Source organism: Pseudomonas sp. FSO-7, assembly GCF_059579345.1.
Genome location: NZ_CM184193.1, coordinates 5,910,519 through 5,936,216 on the forward strand (window position 1 = coordinate 5,910,519; position 25,698 = coordinate 5,936,216).

Here is a 25,698-nt window from a genome sequence, read left to right on the forward strand (position 1 = left end):
CTGCGCTCGATGGCTTTAGACAGGGGAAGGTGCAGAGATCAGGCCAACGGTGGCCTGGGCGATGAGGGTCAGCCAAGCGGGCGCATTGTGCGCAGTTGATAGCACCTGGCCTGTTTCATTCTGCACGACACATGGCAAGCATCCCGCAAATTGCACGATGGCGGGCTACAGACGTAGCCCCTTGTGGCGAGTGAGTGTCAGCCCTTGGGAACGCTCGGCGGACTCACCCCAAACCGCGCCCGATAATCGCTCGGCGCCAACCCGGTGATTTTCCTGAACGTCGCACGAAAGGCACTGGGGTCCTGGTAACCGACGGTCCAGGCTATGTGGTCGATGGTGCCATTGGTGAACTCCAGCATTTCCCGGGCCTTGCCGACCCGCAGGTGCTGGCAGTATTCGGTGGGCTTGAGGCCGGTGGCGGCACGGAACCGGCGCAGGAAGGTGCGCTCTTCCAGCCCGGCCCGTTCGGCCATCGCGCCGAGGGAAACCTCCACCGCACCGTTGCTTTGCAACCAATGCTGGACCTTGAGAATCGCCCCGTCGCCATGGCCGAGGATGGGCGCGAAGTTACTGCCGCACTGGCTCGCGCTGTCGCTGTGCTCGATCACCAGGAATTGCGCGGTGCGCGTGGCGATGCTGGGCCCAAGCAGGCGATCCACCAGGCGCAACCCCAGCTCCGACCAGGCCATCAGCCCGGCGGTGGTGATCAGGTCGCCGTCGTCGACAATGGGTTTGTCGGCGTTGAGCTTGACCTTCGGGTAACGGGCGGCGAAATCCTTGGCCGAGGTCCAATGGGTGGTGGCGCTGCGCCCATCGAGCAGGCCGCTTTCGGCCAACAGGATCGAGCCCACACACACGCCGCCCAACACGGTGCCGCCCGCATGCTGCGCGCGCAGCCAATCCATCAGCGTTGGCGAGGCCAGGTCGTCATCGAAGCCGGCGAGGGACGGCGGAATCAGCAACGCCACCAAATGGCCCACCGGGCCGGTTTCGCTGTCGAACACCCGCCACGGCGCCTCACCGTTGTCGGTCCGCCAGTGACTGACCCGCAACCGTGGCAATTGTGCACTGGCGTGCTCGGCCGCGATCCGCTGGGCCACGGCGAACAGATCGGTCAAGCCATGCACCGCCGCCATCTGCGCGCCAGGGTAGATGAGCACCCCAAGCTCGGCGACTGCCCTTTGCTGCGCCATTGTCAGTTTTCCCTCGCTTATTGTCGTTGCGGCCAATCCTCGAACCGGCGGTAAACGCCAATACTGGCGCCCTACCTCACCTGATCAAGGAAGCCCTCATGTCCAAGCAAGCGCTCATCGTAGTCGATATCCAGAACGACTACTTCCCCCAGGGCAAATGGCCGTTGGTCGGCGCCGACGCCGCCGCTGATAACGCCGCCCGGTTGATCGAAGCCTTTCGCCAGGCTGGCAACAACGTGGTACACATCCGCCACGAATTCACCTCCGACGACGCGCCCTTCTTCACCCCAGACTCCGAAGGCGCACAATTGCACCCCAAGGTGCTCAACCGCGCCGACGAACCGGTGGTCCTCAAGCACTTCGTCAATTCGTTTCGCGAAACCGAACTACAAGCCCTCCTCGACCAGCACGGTATCGAGCAACTGGTGGTGGTCGGCAGCATGAGCCACATGTGTGTCGACGGCGTGGTGCGGGCGGCAGCGGACCTGGGCTACGGCGTCACGGTGATCCATGATGCCTGCGCCACCCTCGACCTGGAATTCAACGGGGTCGTCGTCCCGGCCGCCCAGGTGCATGCGGCGTTCATGGCATCGCTGGGGTTTGCCTACGCGAGTGTGGTGAGTACCGAGCAATTCCTGGCTGACAATCACTAACCACACGTTACATTTAAAAAACCGCGCTTCGTCGCCGAAGTGCGGTTTTGTCTCGCGCATAGACCGAGAAGGTGATTGCGCAACTCCATCCCGTGCGGGCGAACACAAGAGTGATCGAAGATCCTCTGTTTTTAGCGCTCATGTTCATCAGCGCATTCGCGGCCATTTGCATACTCAACTGGCTCGCTTCCGGGCCTGAAGTGCTTGGCTTCTGCTTTGACGAGCGCCAGCAACGCCTGACCTTCACCCAGCGCCGCGCCGCCCTGCCCGACCAACCACCGAAGAAATGAAAGCCTCCGATACCCCTTGGATCGGCCCTCCCGGCCTGGGAGGGCAAAGATTTCTCAGGTGATCAAAGAAGTTCATGCTCCGCAATGTCGGCCAACTTTAAAGCCCAGCCGCTATGGCCGTTGATTCGCAGGGTTCTCGCATCCGCTCCTTTCAAGGACACCTCGAGCTGCTCCCACGCCGGACGAAAATCCCCTGTTTTAGAAATTTTCATATCAATGAAGTCCAGGCCATATTCAATGGTCCATCTGATCTCCAGACTATTGCCGTTTTTCCAGCCATGACTGATGCCGTCATCTTCAAATAACACGCCGCTGGAGGTGCCTGAAGGTGCAGGAAAAATCACCAGCTCGCGACGCCGATCGAGGGAAGGGTCATTAAGCTTGTGACACTCACCGGTCGCTATCGCAGCGCCCCCTCGCACCAACAAGGGCAAACGCTCCAAAGGCGCATCCAGAGAAACGTACTGGCCGCCTTCGTACCAGTCACCGGTATGCCAGTCGCACCATCCCGTCGCGTTCTGGGGCAGCCACACCTCGCGCTCGCGTGCGCCTTCCTCTACCACGCTGGCGACGAGAACGTCTCGGCCCAGAAAGAACTCGTCGTTTTCCTCGAACGTTTGAAGGTCGTGCTCGTGGTCAAGAAACGTAGGTCGCAAAATGGGCTCATCTTCGTGACTGGCTTGCCACAGCAAGGTATAGAAATAAGGCATCAACCTGTATCGGAGTCCAATGGCGTCACGGACCGCATCGGTGACCGTTGGGTGCATCCATGGCTCATTGACGGTGCCATCGTCGTTCCAGGAGTGAATGGTGAAGCGCGGGTGCATCACACCATTCTGGACCCAACGGACAAACAGCTCGGGATCCGGTTTATTACCGGAGAACCCACCCACGTCGTGCCCCACGTTGTACAACCCCGACAGGCTCATGCCCAGGCCCATGCGGGTGTTGTAGCGAAGTGTTTTCCAGTTGGTTCGGTTATCACCGCTCCATGTCTGAACATAGCGCTGCATGCCGGCACAACCTGAGCGTGAGATGAGGTAGGGCCGCTCTGCCGGGGAGAAGCGCCGTTGTGCCTCTAAAGACGCTCTCATCATCAGCAATGCCATGACGGGGCGGATATGTTTGATTGCTATCTCGCGCCCAAAGCCTTGGCAGCGCGCCTCGCCGTCCCAGACTTCGAATTCATTGTTATCGTTCCATGTAGATTCAATGCCCAGCTCCAAAAGCTGTGACGTGACATTTGACTGCCACCAACTGACAGTGTCCGGGTTGGTGAAGTCCAGATGAGAGCCCTCATCGTCCCAGAAGACTGACCGCTCTGGCCTGTCGTGTTCAGAGTCGGTAATGAACATCCTTTGCTTGGCTACCTCGGCGTAGCGCGGGTGGTCCTGCAGCAGACAAGGCTTTATGTTGGCAATCAGTCTGACGCCAGCCTCCCGGTAAGCCTGGGCCAGCGCCTTGGGGTCCGGGACTTTTTCATGGTTCCAGTTGAACACATAGCGTTTTTCGCCGATGGAGGTGTACCCGGATGACAGTTGAAAAGAGTCGCAAGGAATATCGTGCTGACGGCACAGATCAAGAAACTCCAGCAACTGTTCCTGAGCATTTTCGGCGTCGGTGTAATGCATGGTTGAGCCGCTGTAACCCAGGCTCCATTTAGGCAGAAACAAGGTGCGTCCGGTCAGACGAACGAAAGCCTTCGTCACATCCAGTATGCGCGGGCCTGCCAGTACCCAGTAGTCGAGGTCGCCGGCCTCCGCTTTGTACCGACGATAGGGCCGGTGATAGTTATCCAGCTCGTTACCCAGATCAAACAGACTGGTGTTCAGGTTGTCATAAAACATCCCGAAACTGGCGTGTTCCTGGTGCGTGATGACAAAGGGAATATGCTTGTACAGCGGGTCGGTGCACGCAGCGTCATATCCCATTGCGTCCAGGTTACGCATTTCAAAACGTCTGCCGGCGCGGTTCAGATCGCCGGTTTTTTCGCCGAGCCCGTAGTAGCGATGTTCAGGCGCGCGAAGCTGGTAGTGCTCCAGGCCTTCACCATGAGCGTCAAGCGAATAGGCACCGGTGGGCCGATCCGAGACCAACGGCTTCCAGCTCTGGCCATCGTTGTATTCCCACTGTAACCACAGCGGCTGATTCACAGTGATGCGTAGTTTTTGGGTGGTAATCACCAGCCGGCCCTGAAGCTCTTCGACCCGGTACGCGGGCAAAGAGAAATCCGCTACCGACTCGCGGGCCCGGCCCTTCCAGGCGACGTCCTCCCGGGGCGCAATGCTCCAGGTCCGATCCAGTGCCAACGCGCCTGCACGCATAAGCAGAACACGCGCCAAGCCGTCTTCGAGAATATAGATTCGGAATAGATGCCGGCCCTCAACCAGCAGCTCGATGTAGCCTTTTTCCTGGGCCTGTAGCGTCCAGACTTTAAGTGACTTCATTGTGCACGCACCGCTTTAGGTTTGGACGTTCTGTCTGCGATAAACAAAATCATGAAAAACGCACCTATAAAATCAAAGAGCCCCATCGCAATGAACAATGGGTTGAATCCTATTTTGTCCACGCTGACACCGATGATCAGCGAGAAAATAAAGCTGGCAATCCAGGCGCATGAGCCTCGCATTCCGTTCACAGTCGCCAACTCATCCCGATCAAACGTTTCGACGACCAGTGCACTTAACATGCAGGAAATAATCTGGTGGCCAAAACCGCCGACTGAAATAAGCGCAATCGCAACATAAGGGTCTTGCACCTGTGTCATCACGGCTAACGAAAACATCAGGAACGCGCCGGTGATTGAACTGGCGACGATCGAGTTCACCCGGGTGCATTTGAAAAAACGATGGTAAGCGCGTGATAGATAACCGCTGGCGATACTGCCCAGATCCGCCGCCAGAAACGGAACCCAGGCAAACAGTACGATTTGCTTAAGGTCCATTCCTCTTTCGTTGGCCAGATACAGCGGCACCCAAAAACTCATGACGGCCCATGCCGGTTCTGCCATGAAGGCGGGAAGCGCGATACCGTAAAATCGCTTGTCCCGGCCAATCTTTCTCAACGCTTTAAAAAATGGCATTTGCTGGCCGATTTTTTCGCCGTCTTGTTGGATATGCTTCAACTCATTGGGCGACAAGCGCGGGTGGATATCAGGGGCGTGGTAGAGCCATCCCCAGACGGCAGCCCATACCAGTCCGATCCCCCCGGAGATTAGAAATGCGCCCTGCCAGCCCAGCGATACATGAGCCAGATAGATGATGGGAGGGGCGAGCATCGCCCCCAAAGAAAAGCCAACCCCCGCCCAGCCCGCGGCGATAGGGCGTTCTTTTTTTGGAAACCAGTCCCCTATCGCCTTGGCATTGGCGGGTGTCGCCGCGGCCTCCGAAGCGCCCATAAAAAAACGCAGAATCGCCAGATGCACCCAACTCGCAGCCCCGGCATGAAGAAGGCACATCACTGACCATACGACGGCGCATATCACGAAGCCGAGCTTGAGCCCGATCGCATCGATCAGCCACCCGCAGATGGGTTGGAAAACCGTATAAGCAAGTTGGAAAGAGGCGACCACCCACGAGTATTGTTCAGTCGACATGCTGAACGTGGTTTTCAGTTCCGGCGCCAATATGCCTAATGAGTTACGGGTTATATAGTTGACAGTGACGCCGAGCAAAAACAGGGAAAGCATCCACCAACGCAGATGCGGGATGAATTTTAGCTTGGCCGAAAGTCGAGCATTGCGTTCGATATCGATAGTCATCAAGTCTTCGCCTGTCACCGGATTTTCCGGCGTTTTGTTTTTATTTGAGGCTTGACGCTATGGCACCTGCTCATGATTCGTACAGAAGTAAGCGTGTATAAATTTACATTCTGCTCTACCGCAGCTAGGCAGATACCCAAGGACGCTAGGATTGGTGGCCCTTTTCTGCTATGAAAGCTTTTACATAAATTGTCTCAATGGATAAGCCGCGGTGGGGAAATTACACATTGCCGAAATCGCGGCACAGACGGGCCTGTCCATCGCAACGGTGTCGCGGGTGCTTGCTGGCAAATCAAATACCCGCCCGGCCACGCGAGAAAAAGTCTTAGCGGCGGCGCGTCAGCAGGGCGTGATGGAAGGTCTCGCCAACGGTCGTTTCCTGCTCGACGGGCTGACCCTCTTCGCGCCCTCGCGAGCCTTCAACGTACGCTCTGATATCTTCTACTACAAAGTGATCCAGGGCATCACGCAGGCGGTCGCGCAACATGATGTTCGAGTCCGCTACTGCGAGCTTGAAGAGGTCGATAGCGACGCATTGCTGTTTTTGGAAAAGATGAACCAGAAGGACACGGGTGCGGCGATCCTGATTGGTATTGATGATCCGCACATACACCAACTGGCCGCCGATCTCAGCAAGCCGACGGTGCTGATCAACTGCATTGATCGCAACATGCGCCTGCCCTCGATATCGCCCGACCACTTTTTAATCGGTCATTATTCGATCAATTATCTGTTTCAGATGGGGCACCGAAATGTACTGACCCTCCAGTGCCTCAGGCGGTACACGATGGACCTGCGAATACGTGGAATTCGTGATGCATGGAAGGAGCAGAATCTCGAATTTGTCGAAGCAAGACACCTAATGGTTTGCGAGGGTTTCGGCAGTGCTGAATCTGAAGCGCGGGTAGCGGCCTTCATGGAAAACTGCGCACCTGACGACCGACCGACTGCCATCCTGGCCGGGGGTGACTTTATGGCTGCCGGGGCAGTTAAAGCGCTCCAGAATGCTGGTTTGAGGGTTCCTCACGATGTTTCAGTGATGAGCATGGACGGGTTCAACCTGGCGGACATCAACGATATACCGCTCACCACGCTTCACGTGCCCCGCGATGAATTAGGCGCAGAAGCGATAAGGGTATTAAGACAACAGCTTTTCGAACCGCGATCTCCTCGTGGCAATCTTCTCCTCGGTGGGCAACTCATCACCGGCAGCTCAGTGCGACGCATCAAGCACAGCGCCAAGCAAACGCCGGTCTATCAGAAGATTATTTATGACTAATCAATTCGCGGCATAGTCCGTTAATCCGCGCTGCTCATCACCTGGGTCCATCTCGCGATACCTCGGCTTTACACAGGGCGAAAAAAACCCTCCTGGCTTTGCAGCGAAGAGGGCTTTTATCGAACTTTAAAGGATCAGCGAGTGAGGAGCCTCATCGACTAAAACGTCTCATGCGCCTTTACCACTGAATCTTATGCAGGTCAGAACGGGATATCGTCGTCGAAGCTGTCGAAATCCGGAGCCGGCTGCGGCGCGGCCTGTTGTGGAGCCGCCGGGCGCTCGCGCTGTGGCTGTGGAGCCGACTGCGGACGAGGTGCCTGCTGACGCGGGGCCGCCTGCTGGTAGTTGTTGCCACCTTGTTGCTGGTCGCCCTGTGGACGGCCGCCCAGCAGTTGCATGGTGCCTTGCATGTCGACCACGATTTCGGTGGTGTAGCGCTTGATGCCGTCTTTTTCCCACTCGCGAGTCTGCAGCTTGCCTTCGATGTACACCTGCGAACCCTTGCGCAGGTATTCGCCGGCAATCTCGGCCACCTTGCCGAACATCGACACGCGGTGCCATTCGGTCTTCTCGACCTTCTGGCCGGTCTGCTTGTCGGTCCACTGTTCGCTGGTCGCCAGACTCAGGTTGGTCACGGCGTTGCCGTTCGGCAGGTAGCGAACTTCGGGATCCTGGCCGCAAGTACCGACCAATATGACTTTGTTAACCCCACGGGCCATAACGTTCTCCTAGGCTTCGCACGTGGTCGGGGCCGGGTTGTTCACCAGGCGCTCGAGCGTCGCGCGATCCAATAATTCGGTGTCGAGTTTGATATACACGGCCGCCTCGTCGGCGACCACCACTGCATCGGTTACTCCAACGACGGCCTTCAGACGCTCGGTCAGGCCAGCCTCACGAATCGCCTCGGGCGATAAGGGCAAGCGCAGGCTCGTCACATAGGGAGGTTCGCGCATGGTAACAGCAAAAAGCAGCCAAAGTGCAGCCAGCGCGGCGCAACCCAGGAACACAACCGACAAACCGCCATGCTGGAACAGCCAGCCGCCGAGGATCCCGCCCAACGCCGAACCCAGGAACTGGCTGGTGGAATAAACCCCCATCGCCGTGCCCTTGCCACCCGCCGGAGAAACCTTGCTGATCAGCGACGGCAGCGACGCCTCCAACAGGTTGAACGCGGTGAAGAACACCACCGTGCCGATCACCAAGGCCCGCAAGCTGTCGCCGAACTGCCAGAAGAATAGCTCAGTGAGCATCAGCGTCATGACGGCGCCGAGCAAAACTCGTTTCATTTTGCGTCGTTTCTCGCCATAGATAATGAAAGGAATCATGGCGAAGAACGAAATCAGCAGCGCGGTCAGGTAGACCCACCAATGTTGCTCCTTGGGCAGGCCGGCCTTCTCGACCAGGGCCAGCGGCAAGGCCACGAAGCTGGACATCAGCATGGCGTGGAGCACGAAAATGCCCAGGTCCAGGCGCAACAGGTCCGGGTGCTTGAGCGTCGGGATCAATGCCTGGCGCGCCACCCCGGACTCCCGGTGCTGCAACGGTCCGGTGGCGCGCGGCACCATGAACGCCACGATCAGGATCCCCACCAACGCCATGGCACCGGTCGCCAGGAACAGGCCGGACAAGCCAAAGGCACGGGTCAGCAACGGACCTACCACCATGGCCACGGCGAACGACAGACCGATGGTCATGCCGATCATGGCCATGGCCTTGGTCCGATGCTGTTCGCGGGTCAAGTCTGACAGCAACGCCATGACGGCCGCGGAAATAGCCCCGGCACCCTGCAGGATGCGTCCGGCGATCACGCCCCAGATCGAGTCGGCGTTGGCCGCCAGCACACTGCCGAGGGCGAAGACGATCAGCCCCAGGTAGATGACCGGACGCCGGCCGATGCGGTCGGAAATGATCCCGAACGGGATCTGGAAGATCGCCTGGGTCAGGCCATAAGCGCCGATCGCCAGCCCGATGAGGGCCGGGGTCGCGCCCGCCAGGTCCATGCCATAGGTCGCCAGCACCGGCAACACCATGAACATGCCCAGCATACGGAAGGCGAACACCAGGGCCAGACCGCTTGCTGCGCGTGTCTCGCCACGACTCATGCGTTCGCTGTGGGGATCTTGCATGGAAAAACCTCATGTGAACCGGCGGCGATTCTACCAGTCCCATCGATTGAGAGGGTATATGGCGACCGTTTGCCGCGCAGTCTTCATGTATGGCTGCAATCGCGTCTGCAATAGTGTGCATCCATCCAGTGTTTGCCCGTATACTCCTACGTTTTCGACGCCCGCCGAGCGAGGCCACTTTGGACAAGATCCTGATTCGTGGGGCCCGAACCCACAACCTGAAGAACATCGACCTGACCCTGCCACGGGACAAGCTGATCGTCATCACCGGCCTGTCCGGATCCGGCAAATCATCCCTGGCTTTCGACACGTTGTACGCCGAAGGCCAGCGACGTTATGTCGAGTCGCTGTCGGCCTACGCCCGGCAGTTTCTGTCGATGATGGAAAAACCCGACGTCGACACCATCGAAGGCCTGTCGCCGGCCATTTCCATCGAACAGAAATCGACTTCCCATAACCCCCGGTCGACGGTCGGCACCATCACCGAGATCTACGACTACCTGCGCCTGCTGTATGCGCGGGTCGGCATTCCCCGCTGCCCCGACCACGACATTCCCCTGGAAGCCCAGACCGTCAGCCAGATGGTCGACCTGGTGCTGGCCCAGCCGGAAGGCAGCAAGCTGATGCTGCTGGCGCCGGTGATTCGCGAGCGCAAGGGCGAACACCTGATGGTGTTCGAAGAACTGCGCGCCCAAGGCTTCGTGCGGGCCCGGGTCAACGGCAAGCTGTGCGAGCTGGACGAACTGCCGAAGCTGGATAAACAGAAGAAGCATTCGATCGATGTGGTGGTGGACCGCTTCAAGGTCCGGGCCGACTTGCAACAGCGGCTGGCCGAATCCTTCGAGACCGCGCTGAAACTGGCCGACGGCATCGCCCTGGTCGCACCGATGGACGACGAGCCCGGCGAAGAGATCATTTTCTCCGCACGCTTCGCCTGCCCGATCTGCGGCCATGCCATCAGCGAGCTGGAACCCAAGCTGTTCTCCTTCAACAACCCGGCCGGCGCCTGCCCGACCTGCGACGGCCTGGGGGTCAAGCAGTTCTTTGACACCAAGCGGCTGGTCAATGGCGAGCTGACCCTGGCCGAAGGGGCGATTCGCGGCTGGGACAGGCGCAACGTCTATTACTTCCAGATGCTCGGTTCGCTGGCGGCCCATTACAAGTTCAGCCTGGACAAACCATTCAACGAGTTGCCCGCCGACCAGCAGAAATTCATCCTGCACGGCAGCGGCTCGCAGAACGTCGACTTCAAATACCTCAACGACCGTGGCGACATCGTCAAGCGCTCCCACCCGTTCGAAGGCATCGTGCCGAACCTGGAGCGACGCTACCGCGAGACCGAATCGGCCAGCGTGCGCGAAGAACTGGCCAAGTTCCTCAGTACCCAGCCCTGCCCCGATTGCCGTGGCACCCGACTACGTCGCGAAGCGCGGCATGTGTGGGTCGGCGAGAAGACGCTGCCAGCGGTGACCAACCTGCCGATTGGCGACGCCACCGATTACTTCGGCGGCTTGAAGCTCACCGGTCGTCGTGGCGAAATCGCCGACAAGATTCTCAAGGAAATCCGCGAGCGCCTGCAGTTCCTGGTGAACGTCGGCCTGGACTACCTGACCCTCGATCGCAGCGCAGACACCTTGTCCGGCGGCGAAGCTCAGCGTATCCGCCTCGCCAGCCAGATAGGCGCCGGCCTGGTGGGGGTGATGTACATCCTCGACGAGCCGTCCATCGGCTTGCACCAGCGGGATAACGACCGGTTGCTCGGGACCCTGAAACACCTGCGGGACATCGGTAACACGGTGATCGTGGTCGAGCACGACGAGGATGCCATCCGCCTGGCCGACTATGTGGTGGATATCGGTCCCGGCGCGGGCGTGCATGGCGGGCATATCGTTGCCCAAGGCACGGCCGCCGAAGTCATGGCGCACCCTGACTCGCTGACGGGCAAATACCTGTCGGGCCGGGTCAAGATCAAGGTCCCGGCCAAGCGTACGCCGCGCAACAAAAAGCTGTCGCTGACCCTCAAGGGCGCTCGCGGCAACAACCTGCGCAACGTCGACCTGGAAATCCCCATTGGCCTGCTGACCTGCGTTACCGGTGTATCCGGCTCCGGCAAGTCGACGCTGATCAACAACACCCTGTTCCCCCTCAGCGCCACGGCCCTGAACGGCGCCACCACCCTGGAAGCCGCCGCTCACGACAGCATCAAGGGCCTGGAGCACCTGGACAAGGTGGTCGACATCGACCAAAGCCCGATTGGCCGCACACCGCGCTCCAACCCGGCGACCTATACCGGGCTGTTCACACCGATCCGTGAACTGTTCGCCGGCGTGCCGGAGTCCCGTTCACGGGGTTATGGCCCGGGGCGTTTCTCGTTCAACGTCAAGGGCGGACGCTGCGAGGCCTGCCAGGGCGATGGCCTGATCAAGGTGGAAATGCACTTCCTGCCCGACATCTACGTGCCGTGCGATGTGTGCAAGAGCAAGCGCTACAACCGCGAAACCCTGGAGATCAAATACAAGGGCAAGAACATCCACGAAACCCTCGAGATGACCATCGAAGAGGCCCGGGCGTTCTTCGACGCGGTTCCGGCCCTGGCGCGCAAGCTCCAGACGCTGATGGATGTCGGCCTGTCGTACATCAAGCTGGGGCAGTCGGCAACCACGCTGTCCGGTGGTGAAGCCCAGCGGGTCAAGCTGTCCCGCGAGCTGTCCAAGCGCGACACCGGCAAGACCCTGTATATCCTCGACGAGCCGACCACCGGCCTGCACTTCGCCGATATCCAGCAATTGCTCGACGTGCTGCATCGCCTTCGCGACCACGGCAACACCGTGGTGGTGATCGAACACAACCTGGACGTGATCAAGACCGCGGACTGGCTGGTGGACCTGGGGCCGGAAGGCGGTTCCAAGGGGGGTCAGATCATCGCCGTGGGTACGCCTGAACAAGTGGCCGAGATGAAGCAGTCCCACACCGGTTACTACCTCAAGCCGCTGCTGGAGCGTGATCGGGACTGATTCCACCCGAGCACGAAAAAGCCCCTGTCATCTCATCGATGGCAGGGGCTTTTTGTTTTTCTGTGGGAGCGAGCTTGCTCGCGATAGCGGTATATAAGTCACGTTTGTGCTGGCTGATCCACTGCTATCGCGAGCAAGCTCGCTCCCACAATGAGTACGTCAGAACTGCGATTGCAGGTAGTTCTCCAACCCGATCAGCTTGATCAGACCCAACTGCTTCTCCAGCCAGTAGGTGTGGTCTTCTTCGGTGTCGTTGAGCTGGATCCGCAGGATCTCGCGGGTCACGTAGTCGTTGTGCTGCTCGCAGAGCTCAATGCCTTTGCACAGCGCGGCGCGGACTTTGTATTCCAGACGCAGGTCCGCGGCCAACATATCGGGCACGGTGGTCCCGACATCCAGGTCATCGGCGCGCATGCGTGGCGTACCTTCCAGCATCAGGATCCGGCGCATCAGTGCATCGGCGTGCTGGGTCTCTTCTTCCATCTCGTGGTTGATACGTTCGTAGAGCTCGGTAAAACCCCAATCCTCGTACATCCGCGAATGGATGAAATATTGATCACGGGCTGCCAGCTCGCCGGTCAGCAACGTGTTGAGGTAATCGATTACGTCTGGGTGACCTTGCATCGCCCTACATCTCCACAAGCTTTTAAAGGTTGTAGTTTGAACCAAGCTGACCGCAAGGTCACGGCCTCAACGCAATAAAAGCGAAGAAAATCCGAGAAAACCAAGCTAAATAACGCAAAAACCGCCCTAATGAGGGCGGTTCTGCTTCTCGTTTAGACTTAGTTAAGCGCTACGCCCAAGGCTTTTGCGATGCCTTCTCCGTAGGCGACATCTGCCTTGAAGAAATGCTGCAACTGACGGTCAACCACATCCGCCGACACACCGCCCATCGCCCCTGCGATGTTGTTGATCAGCAGGGCTTTCTGCTCATCGCTCATCAAGCGGAACAACGCACCGGCGTGGCTGTAGTAGTCGGTGTCTTCGCGATGGTCGTAACGGTCCGCCGCGCCACTGAGGGCCAGTGCCGGCTCCGCATAACGCGGGGCCTGCTTCGGCGCTTCCACATAGCTGTTAGGCTCGTAGTTCGGTGCCGCCCCGCCATTGCTGCCAAACGCCATGGCGCCGTCGCGCTGGTAAGTGTTAACCGGGCTACGTGGCGCATTCACCGGCAATTGCTGGTGATTGGTGCCCACCCGGTAGCGGTGCGCATCGGCGTAGGCGAAGACACGACCCTGCAGCATGCGATCCGGCGAGAGGCCAACCCCTGGCACCATGTTGCTCGGACCAAACGCCGCCTGCTCGACTTCGGCGAAGTAGTTCAGCGGGTTACGGTTGAGTTCGAGCACACCCACTTCGATCAACGGAAACTCCTTCTGCGACCAGGTCTTGGTCACGTCGAACGGATTCTCGTAATGAGCCGCCGCTTGGGCCTCGCTCATGATCTGGATGCAAACGCGCCATTTCGGGAAGTCACCACGCTCGATGGCCTCGAACAAGTCACGCTGGGCGTAATCCGGGTCGGTACCCGCCAGACGTACCGCTTCTGCCGGCGCGAGGTTCTTGATGCCTTGCAGGGTCTTGTAGTGCCACTTCACCCAATGCCGCTCACCCTGTGCGTTGATCAGGCTGTAGGTGTGGCTGCCAAAGCCGTGCATGTGGCGATAGCCATCCGGAATGCCGCGGTCGGAAAACAGGATGGTGACCTGGTGCAGCGCCTCAGGCGAATGCGACCAGAAATCCCACATCGCTTGGGCACTTTTCAGGTTGCTTTGCGGCAGACGCTTCTGGGTGTGGATAAAATCTGGAAATTTCAACGGATCACGGATGAAGAAGACCGGCGTGTTGTTGCCGACGATGTCCCAGTTGCCTTCCTCGGTGTAGAACTTCAGGGCGAAACCGCGTGGATCGCGTTCAGTGTCGGCCGAACCACGCTCGCCACCCACGGTAGAAAACCGCAGGAAGGTAGGGGTCTGCTTGCCGATCGAGTCGAACAACTTGGCGCTGGTGTACTGGGTGATGTCTTGGGTGACGGTGAAGGTACCGTAAGCCCCCGACCCTTTGGCGTGCACACGACGCTCGGGAATGTTCTCGCGGTTGAAATGAGCGAGCTTTTCGATCAGGTGAAAATCGTCGAGCAGCAGCGGGCCGCGCGGGCCGGCGGAACGAGAGTTCTGGTTATCGGCGACAGGAGCGCCGCTGGCGGTCGTAAGCGTTTTGATCTGGCTCATGCTCAATCTTCCTAGGTCGGTCTTCAAACTGCCGGCTAATCGGCTGGAAAGGAGTATTGATCATATTAATGACAGCATCCAAATTCATTAAATCATGGACATCGATAGTCATTATCTAACGATGAAGACTTGCCAATAGCCAAGCCAGGCGAAACGGCCTTGGTACTTTTTCAGCAGGCACAAAAAAACCGGGCACAAGGCCCGGTTTTTTGTTTGTTGCCTACTTACTCAGCGGATACAGCTTCACCGCTGGTAGCACGATCAACCAACTCGACGTACGCCATAGGCGCGTTGTCGCCAGCGCGGAAACCGCACTTGAGGATGCGCAGGTAGCCACCCTCACGGGTAGCGTAACGCTTGCCCAGGTCGTTGAAGAGCTTACCAACGATAGCTTTCGAACGGGTACGGTCGAAAGCCAGACGGCGGTTAGCCAGGCTATCTGTCTTGGCCAGAGTGATCAGCGGCTCAGCAACGCGACGCAGTTCTTTGGCTTTCGGCAGTGTAGTTTTGATCAGCTCGTGCTCGAACAGCGACACCGCCATGTTTTGGAACATGGCCTTGCGGTGCGAGCTGGTGCGGCTCAGGTGACGACCACTTTTACGATGACGCATGGTTCATTCCTTACCAAACACAACGTTCGGTGATTACGACGATCAGGCAGTCGCCTTGTCGTCCTTCTTAAGACTTGCAGGCGGCCAGTTGTCGAGGCGCATGCCGAGGGACAGACCGCGGGAGGCCAGAACGTCCTTGATTTCAGTCAAGGATTTCTTGCCAAGGTTCGGAGTCTTCAACAGCTCTACTTCGGTACGCTGAATCAGGTCGCCGATGTAGTAGATGTTTTCCGCCTTAAGGCAGTTAGCCGAACGTACAGTCAGTTCCAGATCGTCAACCGGGCGAAGCAGGATCGGATCGATCTCGTCTTCCTGCTCGACAACCACTGGCTCACTGTCACCCTTGAGGTCGACGAACGCAGCCAACTGCTGTTGCAGGATGGTTGCAGCACGGCGGATAGCCTCTTCAGGATCCAGGGTACCGTTGGTTTCCAGATCAATAACCAGCTTGTCCAGGTTGGTACGCTGTTCGACACGGGCGTTTTCCACCACGTATGCGATACGGCGAACGGGGCTGAACGAAGAGTCAAGCTGCAAGCGACCGATGCTGCGGCTTTCGTCTTCATCGCTCTGACGCGAGTCTGCCGGTTCATAACCACGACCACGAGCTACGGTGAGCTTCATGTTCAGGGCGCCGTTAGACGCCAGGTTAGCGATTACGTGATCGGGGTTAACGATCTCGACATCATGATCCAGCTGAATATCGGCAGCGGTAACCACCCCCGAACCCTTCTTCGACAAGGTCAGCGTAACTTCGTCACGACCGTGCAGCTTGATAGCCAGACCTTTCAGGTTCAACAGGATTTCAATTACGTCTTCCTGTACACCTTCGATGGCGCTGTACTCGTGGAGCACACCGTCAATCTCGGCCTCGACTACTGCACAGCCGGGCATTGAGGACAACAGGATGCGGCGCAGCGCGTTGCCCAGGGTGTGGCCGAAACCACGCTCGAGAGGCTCGAGTGTGATCTTGGCGCGGGTTGGACTGACAACCTGCACATCAATATGGCGGGGTGTCAGGAACTCATTTACCGAAATCTGCATGGATGCACCTATTTTCTAGCCCTTACTTGGAGTAGAGCTCGACAATCAGGCTTTCGTTGATGTCGGCGGACAGATCACTGCGAGCAGGAACGTTCTTGAAAACGCCCGACTTCTTCTCAGTGTCTACTTCTACCCATTCTACGCGGCCACGTTGGGCACACAGATCGAGAGCTTGGACAATGCGAAGTTGGTTCTTTGCTTTCTCGCGAACAGCAACCACGTCACCAGCACGAACCTGGTAGGACGGAACGTTTACGGTCTGACCGTTAACGCTGATCGACTTGTGCGATACCAGCTGACGGGATTCGGCACGAGTAGAACCGAAACCCATACGGTATACAACGTTGTCCAGACGGCATTCGAGCAGTTGCAACAGGTTTTCGCCGGTTGCGCCTTTCTTGCCAGCTGCTTCTTTGTAGTAGCCGCTGAATTGACGCTCGAGAACGCCGTAGATACGACGGACCTTCTGCTTTTCACGCAGTTGGGTGCCGTAATCGGACTGGCGACCGCGGCGTTGGCCGTGGATACCAGGTGCTGCTTCAATGTTGCACTTCGATTCGATCGCGCGCACGCCGCTCTTCAGAAAAAGATCGGTGCCTTCACGACGAGCGAGTTTGCATTTTGGACCAATGTAACGAGCCATTCTTTACAATCTCCTGGATTACACGCGGCGCTTCTTCGGCGGACGGCACCCGTTGTGCGGGATTGGCGTCACGTCGGTGATGCTGGCGATCTTGTAGCCACAGCCGTTCAAAGCGCGGACTGCGGATTCACGACCTGGACCTGGACCCTTGACGTTGACGTCGAGGTTTTTCAGGCCGTATTCCAGCGCAGCTTGACCAGCACGTTCAGCAGCTACTTGAGCAGCGAACGGGGTGGACTTGCGGGAACCGCGGAAACCCGAACCACCGGAGGTAGCCCAGGAAAGAGCGTTACCTTGACGGTCGGTAATGGTCACGATGGTGTTGTTAAAAGAAGCATGGATGTGGGCGATGCCATCAACCACTGTCTTTTTAACTTTTTTACGAGGACGAGCAGCAGGTTTTGCCATGATTAAATTCCTGTCGATTCGCTGGGGCGATTACTTGCGGATCGGCTTACGCGGACCTTTACGGGTACGCGCGTTGGTCTTGGTACGCTGACCGCGTACTGGCAGACCACGACGATGACGCAGACCGCGATAGCAACCGAGGTCCATCAAGCGCTTGATTTTCATGTTGATTTCGCGACGCAGGTCACCTTCAGTGGTGAACTTCGCCACTTCGCCACGCAGCTGTTCAATCTGCTCGTCGCTCAGATCTTTGATCTTTGCCGCTGGGTTGACCCCAGTCACTGCACAAATTTTCTGTGCAGTAGTGCGACCAACACCATAGATGTAGGTCAGCGAGATAACAGTATGCTTGTTATCTGGAATGTTGACGCCTGCAATACGGGCCATTCAGTGGGACTCCAATTGACAGCTACCTACGCCCCGGAAGCCAAGAAATAGGGCGCGAGATAATATCGCTGTAATAACAAATAATCAACCCGGCAGCGCACTAGCTGCCGGGCTTAAAGCACAATCACACTCAGCCTTGGCGCTGTTTGTGACGCGGTTCCGCGCTGCAAATTACCCGAACAACACCTTCGCGGCGAATAATCTTGCAGTTACGGCACAGCTTTTTCACCGATGCACGAACTTTCATCACCAACTCCTCGAACCTTATGGACGCTACTCAGCGCAACATGCCGCTGCCGTAGCCCTTCAGGTTGGCTTTCTTCATCAGGGATTCGTACTGGTGCGAAACGAGGTGCGATTGTACTTGGGACATGAAGTCCATCACAACCACGACCACGATCAGCAACGAGGTCCCGCCAAGGTAGAACGGTACGTTTGCCGCAACCACCAGGAACTGGGGAAGCAAGCAGACGGCCGTCATGTAAAGAGCACCGAACAAGGTCAAACGAGTCAGAACGCCATCAATGTAGCGCGCCGACTGCTCACCTGGACGGATGCCCGGAATAAAGGCACCGGACTTCTTCAGGTTTTCCGCTACGTCTTTCGGATTGAACATCAACGCCGTATAGAAGAAGCAGAAGAAAATAATCCCTGCACTAAACAGCAGAATATTCAACGGCTGACCAGGAGCGATCGACTGCGAGATGTCCTGCAACCAGCCCATACCTTCAGACTGGCCGAACCAGGCACCCAACGAAGCCGGGAACAGCAAGATGCTGCTCGCGAAAATAGCCGGGATAACGCCGGCCATGTTCACCTTCAACGGCAAGTGGCTGGTCTGCGCAGCAAAAACCTTGCGGCCCTGCTGACGCTTGGCGTAGTGAACAGCAATACGACGCTGGCCACGCTCAATGAACACCACGAAACCGATAATCGCTACTGCCAGCAAACCGATGGCAACCAGGGCAAAAATATTGATATCACCCTGACGCGCAGACTCGAAAGACTGCCCGATCGCTCTCGGAAGACCGGCGACGATACCTGCGAAGATCAACATCGAGATACCGTTGCCAACACCACGCTCAGTAATCTGCTCACCCAGCCACATCATGAACATCGCACCCGCCACAAAAGTGGTTACCGCGACGAAATGGAAGCCAAAGTCACCAGTGAACGCTACGCCCTGCCCCGCCAAGCCGATGGACATGCCAACAGCTTGAACGAGAGCGAGGACGACAGTGAGGTAGCGGGTGTACTGGCTGATCTTGCGACGGCCAGCTTCACCTTCCTTCTTCAACTGCTCCAGCTGCGGGCTGACAGCGGACATCAACTGCATGATGATCGATGCCGAAATGTACGGCATGATCCCCAGTGCAAAGATGCTCATCCGCTCCAGCGCGCCGCCGGAAAACATGTTGAACAAGCTAAGAATGGTCCCCTCATTCTGTCGAAACAGGTCCGCGAGTCGGTCCGGGTTGATACCTGGAACCGGGATGTGTGCGCCTATTCGGTAGACGATAATCGCCAGGAACAGAAAACGCAGACGAGCCCAGAGTTCAGACATACCGCCTTTGCCGAGCGCAGAGAGAGCACCTTGCTTAGCCATTTATTCCTCGAACTTGCCGCCAGCTGCTTCGATAGCCGCACGCGCACCTTTGGTGGCGCCGATTCCCTTTCCGATGGTGACAGCACGAGCAACTTCGCCCGACAGCATGATTTTCACACGCTGAACGTTCTGGTTGATCACGTTGGCATCCTTCAGGGACTGCACGGTGACGATGTCGCCGTCCACTTTGGCCAGCTCGGACAGACGCACTTCTGCGCGATCCATGGCTTTCAGGGAAACGAAACCGAACTTCGGCAGGCGACGATGCAGCGGCTGTTGACCGCCTTCAAAGCCTGGAGCAATAGTGCCACCGGAGCGGGAGGTCTGACCTTTGTGGCCACGGCCACCGGTCTTGCCCAAACCACTACCGATACCACGGCCCGGACGATGCTTTTCGCGACGGGAACCCGGCGCTGGACTCAGATCATTGAGTTTCATCGATTAACCCTCGACACGCAGCATGTAGTAAGCCTTGTTGATCATCCCGCGATTCTCGGGAGTATCCAGGACTTCTACAGTGTGACCGATGCGACGCAGACCCAGACCCTTAACGCACAGTTTGTGGTTAGGGATGCGGCCGGTCATGCTTTTGATCAGCGTAACTTTTACGGTAGCCATGATCAGAAGATCTCCTTGACGCTTTTGCCACGCTTGGCGGCAATGGATTCAGGAGACTGCATTGCTTTCAAACCCTTGAAAGTGGCGTGAACCACGTTTACTGGGTTAGTCGAGCCATAGCACTTGGCCAGAACGTTCTGAACGCCAGCAACTTCGAGGACAGCACGCATAGCGCCGCCAGCGATGATACCGGTACCTTCAGAAGCAGGCTGCATGTACACCTTCGAAGCGCCATGGGCGGACTTCATTGCGTACTGCAGAGTGGTGCCGTTCAGATCAACCTGGATCATGTTGCGGCGAGCAGCTTCCATTGCCTTCTGGATCGCAGCAGGCACTTCACGCGACTTGCCACGGCCGAAGCCAACACGGCCTTTACCATCACCCACTACGGTCAACGCAGTGAAAGTGAAGATACGGCCGCCTTTAACGGTTTTGGCTACGCGGTTAACTTGAACCAGCTTCTCGATGTAGCCTTCGTCGCGCTTTTGGTCGTTATTTGACATAACTTAGAACTCCAGCCCAGCTTCACGAGCAGCATCAGCCAGCGCCTTGACGCGGCCGTGGTACTTGAAGCCAGAGCGGTCGAAAGCCACCTGCGAGACGCCAGCGGCTTTAGCACGCGTAGCGACCAGCTGGCCAACCTTAGTGGCCGCGTCGATGTTGCCAGTGGCGCCATCACGCAGTTCTTTATCCAAAGTCGAGGCACTTGCCAGGACTTTGTTGCCGTCGGCCGAAATGACCTGGGCGTAGATGTGCTGCGACGAGCGGAACACGCAGAGACGCACGACTTCGAGTTCGTGCATTTTCAGGCGTGCTTTGCGAGCGCGACGCAGTCGAGTAACTTTTTTGTCGGTCATTTGCTATGCCCTACTTCTTCTTGGCTTCTTTACGACGGACGACTTCGTCCGCGTAGCGCACACCTTTGCCTTTGTACGGCTCTGGTGGACGGAAGTCGCGGATCTCGGCGGCCACTTGACCTACCAGCTGCTTGTCGATGCCCTTGATCAGGATATCGGTCTGGCTAGGAGTCTCAGCGGTGATGCCTTCCGGCAGTTCATAATCCACTGGGTGCGAGAAGCCAAGAGCCAGGTTCAGCACTGTGCCTTTTGCTTGCGCTTTGTAACCAACACCGACCAGCTGGAGCTTGCGCTCGAAGCCTTGGCTTACGCCTTGGACCATGTTGTTTACCAACGCACGAGTGGTACCAGCCATTGCGCGAGTCTGTTGATCGCCATTGCGAGCAGCGAAACGCAACTCACCAGCTTCTTCAACGATCTCAACGGACGAATGGATGTTCAGTTGCAGAGTGCCCTTGGCACCCTTCACCGAAAGCTGTTGGCCTGCGAATTTGACTTCGACACCGGCTGGCAGCTTAACGGGGTTCTTAGCGACGCGTGACATGCTTATCCCCCCTTAGAACACAGTGCAAAGAACTTCGCCGCCGACACCGGCAGCGCGCGCAGCACGATCCGTCATCACACCTTTGTTGGTGGAGACGATAGACACACCGAGACCGCCACGAACCTTTGGCAGATCATCGACGGACTTGTACTGACGCAGGCCTGGACGGCTAACGCGCTTCACTTCCTCGATGACCGGACGGCCTTCGAAGTACTTCAGCTCGATGGACAGCAGAGGCTTGATTTCGCTGCTGATCTGATAACCCGCAATGTAACCTTCGTCCTTCAGGACTTTGGCAACAGCTACCTTCAACGTAGAAGATGGCATGCTTACGACGGACTTTTCAGCCATCTGGGCATTACGGATACGAGTTAGCATGTCCGCTAACGGGTCCTGCATACTCATGGGCTAGACGCTCCTAATACACAAAAAATTAGCCTTTCGGCTAGTACGTGTCGCCGAGCGCATCCGTGCAATAAAAACACGGGCTCAGGCGAGCCGGGTATTCTAGACACACCCCACAAATGAATCAAGCCCCAATAGGGGCTTGATTCAAGTTCAAGGTCACCGACGGTCAGGATCTTGCGATCCCGAACGCCGCGACTTTGACAGTGCTTACCAGCTGGCTTTAACCAGACCTGGAACGTCACCACGCATTGCAGCTTGACGCAGCATGTTACGGCCAAGGCCGAACTTGCGGTACACGCCGTGCGGACGACCAGTCAGGCGGCAGCGGTTACGCATGCGCGAGGCGCTTGCGTCACGTGGCTGCTTCTGCAGGGCTACGGTAGCTTCCCAACGCGCTTCTGGACTTGCGTTCAGATCAACGATGATAGCTTTCAGCGCTGCACGCTTGGTGGCGTACTTGGCAACGGTGAGCTGACGCTTCAGCTCACGGTTCTTCATGCTCTTCTTGGCCATTTTCCTACTCCAATCAGTTGCGGAACGGGAATTTGAAAGCGCGCAGCAGTGCGCGACCTTCGTCATCCGTCCGAGCAGTGGTGGTCAGGGTAATGTCCAGACCGCGGAGAGCGTCGATCTTGTCGTAATCGATTTCCGGGAAAATGATCTGCTCTTTAACGCCCATGCTGTAGTTACCACGACCATCGAAGGACTTGGCATTCAGGCCGCGGAAGTCGCGAACCCGAGGCAGGGAGATCGACAGCAGACGATCCAGGAACTCGTACATACGCTCACGGCGCAGGGTCACTTTGACGCCGATCGGCCAACCTTCACGGACTTTAAAGCCAGCGATGGATTTCCGAGCGTAAGTCACGACGACTTTCTGACCGGTGATCTTTTCCAGGTCAGCCACAGCGTGCTCGATGACTTTTTTGTCGCCGATCGCTTCGCCCAGACCCATGTTCAGGGTGATTTTGGTAACGCGCGGAACTTCCATCACGTTCGAAAGCTTAAGTTCTTCCTTAAGTTTCGGTGCGATTTCCTTCCGGTAAATCTCTTTTAGTCGTGCCATGGTCTTCTACCTAGCAGTGTTCAAGCATCAACCGCTTTTTGGGTCGACTTGAAGACACGAATTTTCTTACCGTCTTCTACTTTGAAACCAACGCGGTCAGCCTTGTTGGTTTCGCCGTTGAAAATGGCGACGTTGGAAGCGTGCAGTGGCGCTTCTTTCTCGACGATACCGCCCTGTACGCCCGACATCGGGTTAGGCTTGGTATGACGCTTGACCAGGTTCAGACCACCCACAACCAGACGGTTGTCAGCAAGAACCTTCAGCACCTTACCGCGCTTACCTTTGTCTTTGCCGGCGATCACGATGATCTCGTCGTCACGACGAATCTTTTGCATGTCGGATCTCCTTACAGCACTTCTGGGGCGAGCGAGACGATCTTCATGAACTTCTCAGTACGAAGTTCACGGGTCACTGGCCCAAAGATACGGGTGCCGATCGGCTCTTGCTTGTTGTTCAACAGAACAGCAGCGTTGCCATCAAAGCGGATGATGGAGCCGTCAGCACGACGAACGCCATGGCGAGTGCGGACTACGACAGCAGTCATCACTTGGCCTTTTTTCACCTTACCGCGAGGAATTGCTTCCTTGACGGTAACCTTGATGATGTCACCGATACCAGCGTAACGACGATGGGAGCCACCCAGCACCTTGATGCACATAACACGGCGAGCGCCGCTGTTATCGGCCACATCGAGCATGGATTGAGTCTGAATCATATAATTTCTCCGACCCCTAGCCCTTAGACTTCCACAGCGCGTTCGAGAACATCAACCAGCGCCCAAGACTTGGTCTTGGCCATCGGACGAGTTTCACGAATAGTGACTTTGTCGCCGATGTGGCACTGATTGGTTTCGTCGTGCGCGTGCAGCTTAGTCGAACGCTTAACGTATTTACCGTAGATCGGGTGCTTAACGCGACGCTCGATCAGAACGGTGATGGTTTTGTCCATCTTGTCGCTGACAACACGGCCAGTCAGCGTACGGACAGTTTTTTCGGCTTCAGCCATGATTACTTACCTGCCTGCTGGTTGAGCACAGTTTTCACGCGAGCGATGTCACGCTTAACTTGCGAGAGCAGATGAGACTGCCCCAACTGGCCAGTTGCTTTCTGCATACGCAGATTGAACTGGTCGCGCAGCAGGCCGAGCAGTTGCTCGTTCAGCTGCTGTGCTGATTTTTCACGAAGTTCATTCGCTTTCATCACATCACCGTCCGTTTAACAAAGGAGGTGGCGAGCGGCAGCTTTGCAGCAGCCAGGGCGAAAGCCTCACGCGCCAGCTCTTCAGAAACACCCTCGATTTCATACAGGACTTTGCCTGGCTGAATCTGGGCAACCCAGTACTCCACGTTACCCTTACCTTTACCCATCCGAACTTCGAGTGGCTTCTTGGTGACAGGCTTGTCCGGGAATACACGGATCCAGATCTTGCCGCCACGTTTTACGTGACGGGTCAGAGCACGACGCGCTGACTCGATCTGACGAGCGGTGAGACGACCACGAGCAACAGACTTCAGCGCGAACTCGCCGAAGCTGACTTTGCTACCGCGCAATGCCAGGCCACGGTTGTGGCCGGTCATCTGCTTGCGGAACTTCGTACGCTTTGGTTGCAACATTTGGCGTACCCCTTACTTAGCAGCTTTTTTACGAGGCGCTGGTGCTTGTGGTTTCAGTTCTTCTTGGCGACCACCAATTACTTCGCCTTTGAAGATCCAAACCTTTACACCGATCACACCGTAAGTGGTGTGAGCTTCGTAGTTGGCATAGTCGATGTCGGCACGCAGGGTGTGCAATGGCACACGACCTTCGCGATACCATTCAGTACGTGCGATTTCAGCACCGCCGAGACGACCGCTCACTTGGATTTTGATGCCTTTGGCACCAATGCGCATGGCGTTCTGTACAGCGCGCTTCATAGCGCGACGGAACATGACGCGACGCTCCAGCTGCTGAGCTACGCTCTGCGCAACCAGCATACCGTCGAGCTCCGGCTTGCGGATCTCTTCGATATTGATGTGCACAGGCACACCCATTTGCTTGGTCAGGTCCTGACGCAGTTTCTCAACATCTTCACCTTTCTTCCCGATAACGATACCTGGACGAGCGGTGTGGATGGTGATACGTGCAGTCTGCGCCGGACGATGGATATCGATACGGCTTACGGACGCGCTTTTTAGTTTGTCTTGGAGATACTCACGCACCTTCAGATCAGCGAACAAGTAGTCCGCATAAGTCCGACCGTCTGCGTACCAGACGGAGGTGTGCTCCTTGACGATTCCCAGGCGAATGCCAATGGGATGTACTTTCTGACCCATCTCTTCGACTCCGTTACTTGTCAGCAACCTTGACAGTGATATGGCAAGACCGCTTGACGATGCGATCAGCACGGCCTTTGGCACGTGGCATGATGCGCTTCAGCGAACGCCCTTCGTTGACGAAAACGGTGCTGACCTTCAGGTCATCAACGTCTGCGCCTTCGTTATGCTCGGCGTTGGCTACGGCCGACTCCAGCACTTTCTTCATGATCTCGGCGGCTTTCTTACTGCTGAAAGCCAACAGGTTGAGCGCTTCGCCCACCTTCTTCCCGCGGATCTGGTCGGCGACCAAGCGGGCTTTCTGGGCGGAGATTCGAGCGCCCGACAACTTAGCGGCTACTTCCATTTCCTAACCCCTTAACGCTTGGCTTTCTTGTCTGCCACGTGCCCGCGATAAGTGCGGGTACCGGCGAACTCGCCCAGTTTGTGGCCGACCATGTCTTCGTTAACGAGAACTGGGACGTGTTGACGACCGTTGTGTACTGCGATGGTCAGACCGACCATTTGTGGCAGGATCATCGAACGACGCGACCAGGTCTTAACTGGTTTGCGATCGTTCTTTTCCGCCGCCACTTCGATCTTCTTCAGTAGGTGAAGATCAATAAAAGGACCTTTTTTCAGAGAACGTGGCACTGTCGTATCCCTCTAT

At 57.2% G+C, this 25,698-nt stretch carries 34 protein-coding genes; 4 read left to right on the plus strand and 30 right to left on the minus strand.

Going from position 1 to position 25,698, the window contains the following annotated elements:
- Nucleotides 1-197: 197 nt before the first annotated feature.
- Nucleotides 198-1,193, minus strand: a complete 996-nt coding sequence (locus AC515T_RS25905) for a GlxA family transcriptional regulator (protein WP_496530538.1) — start codon at nt 1,191-1,193, stop codon at nt 198-200.
- Between the two features lie 98 nt (nt 1,194-1,291).
- Here AC515T_RS25905 and AC515T_RS25910 point away from each other — a divergent pair, with 98 nt between their 5' ends.
- Together AC515T_RS25910 and AC515T_RS25915 are read left to right on the plus strand one after the other, a co-directional pair.
- Nucleotides 1,292-1,846 carry a cysteine hydrolase family protein gene (locus tag AC515T_RS25910; RefSeq protein WP_496530539.1) on the plus strand — a complete coding sequence of 185 codons (555 nt, stop codon included), beginning with the start codon at nt 1,292-1,294 and terminating at the stop codon, nt 1,844-1,846.
- Between the two features lie 71 nt (nt 1,847-1,917).
- A complete protein-coding gene (locus AC515T_RS25915) occupies nt 1,918-2,136 on the plus strand; it encodes a hypothetical protein (protein ID WP_496530540.1) in 219 nt (72 codons plus the stop codon).
- Nucleotides 2,137-2,198: 62 nt separating this feature from the next.
- On the opposite strand, the gene AC515T_RS25920 is transcribed toward AC515T_RS25915, so the two are convergent.
- Together AC515T_RS25920 and AC515T_RS25925 are read right to left on the minus strand one after the other, a co-directional pair.
- Entirely contained in the window at nt 2,199-4,583 is a 2,385-nt protein-coding gene (locus tag AC515T_RS25920) for a glycoside hydrolase family 31 protein (RefSeq protein WP_496530541.1), read from the minus strand.
- Nucleotides 4,580-5,896: an MFS transporter gene (locus tag AC515T_RS25925; RefSeq protein WP_496530542.1), complete on the minus strand. Its 1,317-nt coding sequence runs from the start codon at nt 5,894-5,896 to the stop codon at nt 4,580-4,582. Before AC515T_RS25925 ends, AC515T_RS25920 begins: the two co-directional genes overlap by 4 nt.
- Before the next feature lie 211 nt (nt 5,897-6,107).
- On the opposite strand from AC515T_RS25925, the gene AC515T_RS25930 reads away from it, so the two are divergent.
- Nucleotides 6,108-7,175, plus strand: a complete 1,068-nt coding sequence (locus AC515T_RS25930) for a LacI family DNA-binding transcriptional regulator (RefSeq protein WP_496530543.1) — start codon at nt 6,108-6,110, stop codon at nt 7,173-7,175.
- 200 nt (nt 7,176-7,375) lie between these two features.
- Here AC515T_RS25930 and AC515T_RS25935 read toward each other — a convergent pair whose 3' ends face one another.
- Together AC515T_RS25935 and AC515T_RS25940 are read right to left on the minus strand one after the other, a co-directional pair.
- Nucleotides 7,376-7,894 (minus strand): single-stranded DNA-binding protein, encoded by a 519-nt coding sequence (locus AC515T_RS25935; RefSeq protein WP_047229766.1) that lies wholly within the window; start codon nt 7,892-7,894, stop codon nt 7,376-7,378.
- A 9-nt stretch (nt 7,895-7,903) separates the two neighbouring features.
- On the minus strand, nt 7,904-9,301 hold the full coding sequence (locus AC515T_RS25940) for an MFS transporter (RefSeq protein ID WP_496530544.1): 1,398 nt from the start codon (nt 9,299-9,301) through the stop codon (nt 7,904-7,906).
- A gap of 179 nt (nt 9,302-9,480) precedes the next feature.
- On the opposite strand from AC515T_RS25940, the gene uvrA reads away from it, so the two are divergent.
- The gene (gene uvrA, locus AC515T_RS25945) at nt 9,481-12,315 is read left to right on the plus strand and encodes an excinuclease ABC subunit UvrA (protein ID WP_186729629.1); all 2,835 of its coding nucleotides are present in this window, start codon (nt 9,481-9,483) and stop codon (nt 12,313-12,315) included.
- Nucleotides 12,316-12,474: 159 nt separating this feature from the next.
- On the opposite strand, the gene bfr is transcribed toward uvrA, so the two are convergent.
- From bfr to rpsS, 25 genes are all read right to left on the minus strand, one after another.
- Complete coding sequence (bfr, locus tag AC515T_RS25950) at nt 12,475-12,939, minus strand: bacterioferritin (protein WP_014340470.1); 465 nt, start codon at nt 12,937-12,939, stop codon at nt 12,475-12,477.
- 158 nt (nt 12,940-13,097) lie between these two features.
- A complete protein-coding gene (locus AC515T_RS25955) occupies nt 13,098-14,546 on the minus strand; it encodes a catalase (RefSeq protein WP_496530545.1) in 1,449 nt (482 codons plus the stop codon).
- Between the two features lie 224 nt (nt 14,547-14,770).
- On the minus strand, nt 14,771-15,157 hold the full coding sequence (rplQ, locus tag AC515T_RS25960) for a 50S ribosomal protein L17 (RefSeq protein WP_003186009.1): 387 nt from the start codon (nt 15,155-15,157) through the stop codon (nt 14,771-14,773).
- 42 nt (nt 15,158-15,199) lie between these two features.
- A complete protein-coding gene (locus AC515T_RS25965; RefSeq protein ID WP_003186012.1) occupies nt 15,200-16,201 on the minus strand; it encodes a DNA-directed RNA polymerase subunit alpha in 1,002 nt (333 codons plus the stop codon).
- A gap of 22 nt (nt 16,202-16,223) precedes the next feature.
- Complete coding sequence (gene rpsD / locus AC515T_RS25970; RefSeq protein WP_003176404.1) at nt 16,224-16,844, minus strand: 30S ribosomal protein S4; 621 nt, start codon at nt 16,842-16,844, stop codon at nt 16,224-16,226.
- 18 nt (nt 16,845-16,862) lie between these two features.
- A complete protein-coding gene (gene rpsK, locus AC515T_RS25975) occupies nt 16,863-17,252 on the minus strand; it encodes a 30S ribosomal protein S11 (protein WP_002555466.1) in 390 nt (129 codons plus the stop codon).
- Nucleotides 17,253-17,282: 30 nt separating this feature from the next.
- Nucleotides 17,283-17,639, minus strand: a complete 357-nt coding sequence (gene rpsM, locus AC515T_RS25980) for a 30S ribosomal protein S13 (protein ID WP_003186020.1) — start codon at nt 17,637-17,639, stop codon at nt 17,283-17,285.
- 130 nt (nt 17,640-17,769) lie between these two features.
- A complete protein-coding gene (rpmJ, locus tag AC515T_RS25985; protein WP_002555468.1) occupies nt 17,770-17,886 on the minus strand; it encodes a 50S ribosomal protein L36 in 117 nt (38 codons plus the stop codon).
- A 30-nt stretch (nt 17,887-17,916) separates the two neighbouring features.
- Complete coding sequence (gene secY / locus AC515T_RS25990; protein ID WP_018612224.1) at nt 17,917-19,245, minus strand: preprotein translocase subunit SecY; 1,329 nt, start codon at nt 19,243-19,245, stop codon at nt 17,917-17,919.
- Nucleotides 19,246-19,683: a 50S ribosomal protein L15 gene (gene rplO / locus AC515T_RS25995; RefSeq protein ID WP_003186032.1), complete on the minus strand. Its 438-nt coding sequence runs from the start codon at nt 19,681-19,683 to the stop codon at nt 19,246-19,248.
- A gap of 3 nt (nt 19,684-19,686) precedes the next feature.
- On the minus strand, nt 19,687-19,863 hold the full coding sequence (rpmD, locus tag AC515T_RS26000) for a 50S ribosomal protein L30 (RefSeq protein WP_003186033.1): 177 nt from the start codon (nt 19,861-19,863) through the stop codon (nt 19,687-19,689).
- A 2-nt stretch (nt 19,864-19,865) separates the two neighbouring features.
- Nucleotides 19,866-20,366: a 30S ribosomal protein S5 gene (rpsE, locus tag AC515T_RS26005; protein ID WP_003186035.1), complete on the minus strand. Its 501-nt coding sequence runs from the start codon at nt 20,364-20,366 to the stop codon at nt 19,866-19,868.
- Between the two features lie 3 nt (nt 20,367-20,369).
- Nucleotides 20,370-20,720, minus strand: a complete 351-nt coding sequence (rplR, locus tag AC515T_RS26010) for a 50S ribosomal protein L18 (RefSeq protein ID WP_003186037.1) — start codon at nt 20,718-20,720, stop codon at nt 20,370-20,372.
- A gap of 10 nt (nt 20,721-20,730) precedes the next feature.
- Nucleotides 20,731-21,264, minus strand: coding sequence for a 50S ribosomal protein L6 (gene rplF, locus AC515T_RS26015; RefSeq protein WP_003186039.1), 534 nt, complete (start codon nt 21,262-21,264; stop codon nt 20,731-20,733).
- Nucleotides 21,265-21,276: 12 nt separating this feature from the next.
- On the minus strand, nt 21,277-21,669 hold the full coding sequence (gene rpsH / locus AC515T_RS26020) for a 30S ribosomal protein S8 (RefSeq protein ID WP_003186040.1): 393 nt from the start codon (nt 21,667-21,669) through the stop codon (nt 21,277-21,279).
- A gap of 210 nt (nt 21,670-21,879) precedes the next feature.
- Entirely contained in the window at nt 21,880-22,185 is a 306-nt protein-coding gene (rpsN, locus tag AC515T_RS26025) for a 30S ribosomal protein S14 (RefSeq protein ID WP_003186042.1), read from the minus strand.
- A gap of 13 nt (nt 22,186-22,198) precedes the next feature.
- Nucleotides 22,199-22,738 (minus strand): 50S ribosomal protein L5, encoded by a 540-nt coding sequence (gene rplE / locus AC515T_RS26030; protein ID WP_003186044.1) that lies wholly within the window; start codon nt 22,736-22,738, stop codon nt 22,199-22,201.
- Nucleotides 22,739-22,758: 20 nt separating this feature from the next.
- The gene (rplX, locus tag AC515T_RS26035; RefSeq protein WP_003186046.1) at nt 22,759-23,073 is read right to left on the minus strand and encodes a 50S ribosomal protein L24; all 315 of its coding nucleotides are present in this window, start codon (nt 23,071-23,073) and stop codon (nt 22,759-22,761) included.
- Nucleotides 23,074-23,084: 11 nt separating this feature from the next.
- Nucleotides 23,085-23,453: a 50S ribosomal protein L14 gene (gene rplN / locus AC515T_RS26040; RefSeq protein ID WP_002555479.1), complete on the minus strand. Its 369-nt coding sequence runs from the start codon at nt 23,451-23,453 to the stop codon at nt 23,085-23,087.
- A 23-nt stretch (nt 23,454-23,476) separates the two neighbouring features.
- Nucleotides 23,477-23,743: a 30S ribosomal protein S17 gene (gene rpsQ / locus AC515T_RS26045; protein WP_003194644.1), complete on the minus strand. Its 267-nt coding sequence runs from the start codon at nt 23,741-23,743 to the stop codon at nt 23,477-23,479.
- A 2-nt stretch (nt 23,744-23,745) separates the two neighbouring features.
- Nucleotides 23,746-23,937: a 50S ribosomal protein L29 gene (rpmC, locus tag AC515T_RS26050; protein WP_002555481.1), complete on the minus strand. Its 192-nt coding sequence runs from the start codon at nt 23,935-23,937 to the stop codon at nt 23,746-23,748.
- Nucleotides 23,937-24,350 carry a 50S ribosomal protein L16 gene (gene rplP, locus AC515T_RS26055; protein WP_003186052.1) on the minus strand — a complete coding sequence of 138 codons (414 nt, stop codon included), beginning with the start codon at nt 24,348-24,350 and terminating at the stop codon, nt 23,937-23,939. The genes rpmC and rplP overlap by 1 nt, the downstream gene beginning before the upstream one ends.
- A gap of 12 nt (nt 24,351-24,362) precedes the next feature.
- The gene (gene rpsC / locus AC515T_RS26060; RefSeq protein ID WP_003176422.1) at nt 24,363-25,049 is read right to left on the minus strand and encodes a 30S ribosomal protein S3; all 687 of its coding nucleotides are present in this window, start codon (nt 25,047-25,049) and stop codon (nt 24,363-24,365) included.
- A gap of 13 nt (nt 25,050-25,062) precedes the next feature.
- Nucleotides 25,063-25,395: a 50S ribosomal protein L22 gene (gene rplV, locus AC515T_RS26065; RefSeq protein WP_003103908.1), complete on the minus strand. Its 333-nt coding sequence runs from the start codon at nt 25,393-25,395 to the stop codon at nt 25,063-25,065.
- A gap of 11 nt (nt 25,396-25,406) precedes the next feature.
- On the minus strand, nt 25,407-25,682 hold the full coding sequence (gene rpsS / locus AC515T_RS26070; protein WP_002555486.1) for a 30S ribosomal protein S19: 276 nt from the start codon (nt 25,680-25,682) through the stop codon (nt 25,407-25,409).
- Between the last annotated feature and the right edge of the window lie 16 nt (nt 25,683-25,698).

Bases quoted from the DNA above. Each gene is read 5' to 3' on its own strand.
- rplP (WP_003186052.1), bottom strand. From the start codon at position 24,350: ATGTTGCAACCAAAGCGTACGAAGTTCCGCAAGCAGATGACCGGCCAC.
- rpsQ (WP_003194644.1), bottom strand. From the start codon at position 23,743: ATGGCTGAAGCCGAAAAAACTGTCCGTACGCTGACTGGCCGTGTTGTC.
- rpsD (WP_003176404.1), bottom strand. From the start codon at position 16,844: ATGGCTCGTTACATTGGTCCAAAATGCAAACTCGCTCGTCGTGAAGGC.
- rpsK (WP_002555466.1), bottom strand. From the start codon at position 17,252: ATGGCAAAACCTGCTGCTCGTCCTCGTAAAAAAGTTAAAAAGACAGTG.
- rplQ (WP_003186009.1), bottom strand. From the start codon at position 15,157: ATGCGTCATCGTAAAAGTGGTCGTCACCTGAGCCGCACCAGCTCGCAC.
- AC515T_RS25965 (WP_003186012.1), bottom strand. From the start codon at position 16,201: ATGCAGATTTCGGTAAATGAGTTCCTGACACCCCGCCATATTGATGTG.
- AC515T_RS25925 (WP_496530542.1), bottom strand. From the start codon at position 5,896: ATGACTATCGATATCGAACGCAATGCTCGACTTTCGGCCAAGCTAAAA.
- bfr (WP_014340470.1), bottom strand. From the start codon at position 12,939: ATGCAAGGTCACCCAGACGTAATCGATTACCTCAACACGTTGCTGACC.
- rpsC (WP_003176422.1), bottom strand. From the start codon at position 25,049: ATGGGTCAGAAAGTACATCCCATTGGCATTCGCCTGGGAATCGTCAAG.
- rpmJ (WP_002555468.1), bottom strand. From the start codon at position 17,886: ATGAAAGTTCGTGCATCGGTGAAAAAGCTGTGCCGTAACTGCAAGATT.
- rplO (WP_003186032.1), bottom strand. From the start codon at position 19,683: ATGAAACTCAATGATCTGAGTCCAGCGCCGGGTTCCCGTCGCGAAAAG.
- rpsE (WP_003186035.1), bottom strand. From the start codon at position 20,366: ATGTCAAATAACGACCAAAAGCGCGACGAAGGCTACATCGAGAAGCTG.
- AC515T_RS25935 (WP_047229766.1), bottom strand. From the start codon at position 7,894: ATGGCCCGTGGGGTTAACAAAGTCATATTGGTCGGTACTTGCGGCCAG.
- AC515T_RS25920 (WP_496530541.1), bottom strand. From the start codon at position 4,583: ATGAAGTCACTTAAAGTCTGGACGCTACAGGCCCAGGAAAAAGGCTAC.
- AC515T_RS25910 (WP_496530539.1), top strand. From the start codon at position 1,292: ATGTCCAAGCAAGCGCTCATCGTAGTCGATATCCAGAACGACTACTTC.
- rpsN (WP_003186042.1), bottom strand. From the start codon at position 22,185: ATGGCCAAGAAGAGCATGAAGAACCGTGAGCTGAAGCGTCAGCTCACC.
- rplR (WP_003186037.1), bottom strand. From the start codon at position 20,720: ATGACCGACAAAAAAGTTACTCGACTGCGTCGCGCTCGCAAAGCACGC.
- rplE (WP_003186044.1), bottom strand. From the start codon at position 22,738: ATGGCACGACTAAAAGAGATTTACCGGAAGGAAATCGCACCGAAACTT.
- rpsM (WP_003186020.1), bottom strand. From the start codon at position 17,639: ATGGCCCGTATTGCAGGCGTCAACATTCCAGATAACAAGCATACTGTT.
- rplF (WP_003186039.1), bottom strand. From the start codon at position 21,264: ATGTCACGCGTCGCTAAGAACCCCGTTAAGCTGCCAGCCGGTGTCGAA.
- rpsH (WP_003186040.1), bottom strand. From the start codon at position 21,669: ATGAGTATGCAGGACCCGTTAGCGGACATGCTAACTCGTATCCGTAAT.
- rplN (WP_002555479.1), bottom strand. From the start codon at position 23,453: ATGATTCAGACTCAATCCATGCTCGATGTGGCCGATAACAGCGGCGCT.
- AC515T_RS25940 (WP_496530544.1), bottom strand. From the start codon at position 9,301: ATGCAAGATCCCCACAGCGAACGCATGAGTCGTGGCGAGACACGCGCA.
- AC515T_RS25955 (WP_496530545.1), bottom strand. From the start codon at position 14,546: ATGAGCCAGATCAAAACGCTTACGACCGCCAGCGGCGCTCCTGTCGCC.
- AC515T_RS25905 (WP_496530538.1), bottom strand. From the start codon at position 1,193: ATGGCGCAGCAAAGGGCAGTCGCCGAGCTTGGGGTGCTCATCTACCCT.
- rplX (WP_003186046.1), bottom strand. From the start codon at position 23,073: ATGCAAAAGATTCGTCGTGACGACGAGATCATCGTGATCGCCGGCAAA.
- rpmC (WP_002555481.1), bottom strand. From the start codon at position 23,937: ATGAAAGCGAATGAACTTCGTGAAAAATCAGCACAGCAGCTGAACGAG.
- secY (WP_018612224.1), bottom strand. From the start codon at position 19,245: ATGGCTAAGCAAGGTGCTCTCTCTGCGCTCGGCAAAGGCGGTATGTCT.
- rplV (WP_003103908.1), bottom strand. From the start codon at position 25,395: ATGGAAGTAGCCGCTAAGTTGTCGGGCGCTCGAATCTCCGCCCAGAAA.
- rpmD (WP_003186033.1), bottom strand. From the start codon at position 19,863: ATGGCTACCGTAAAAGTTACGCTGATCAAAAGCATGACCGGCCGCATC.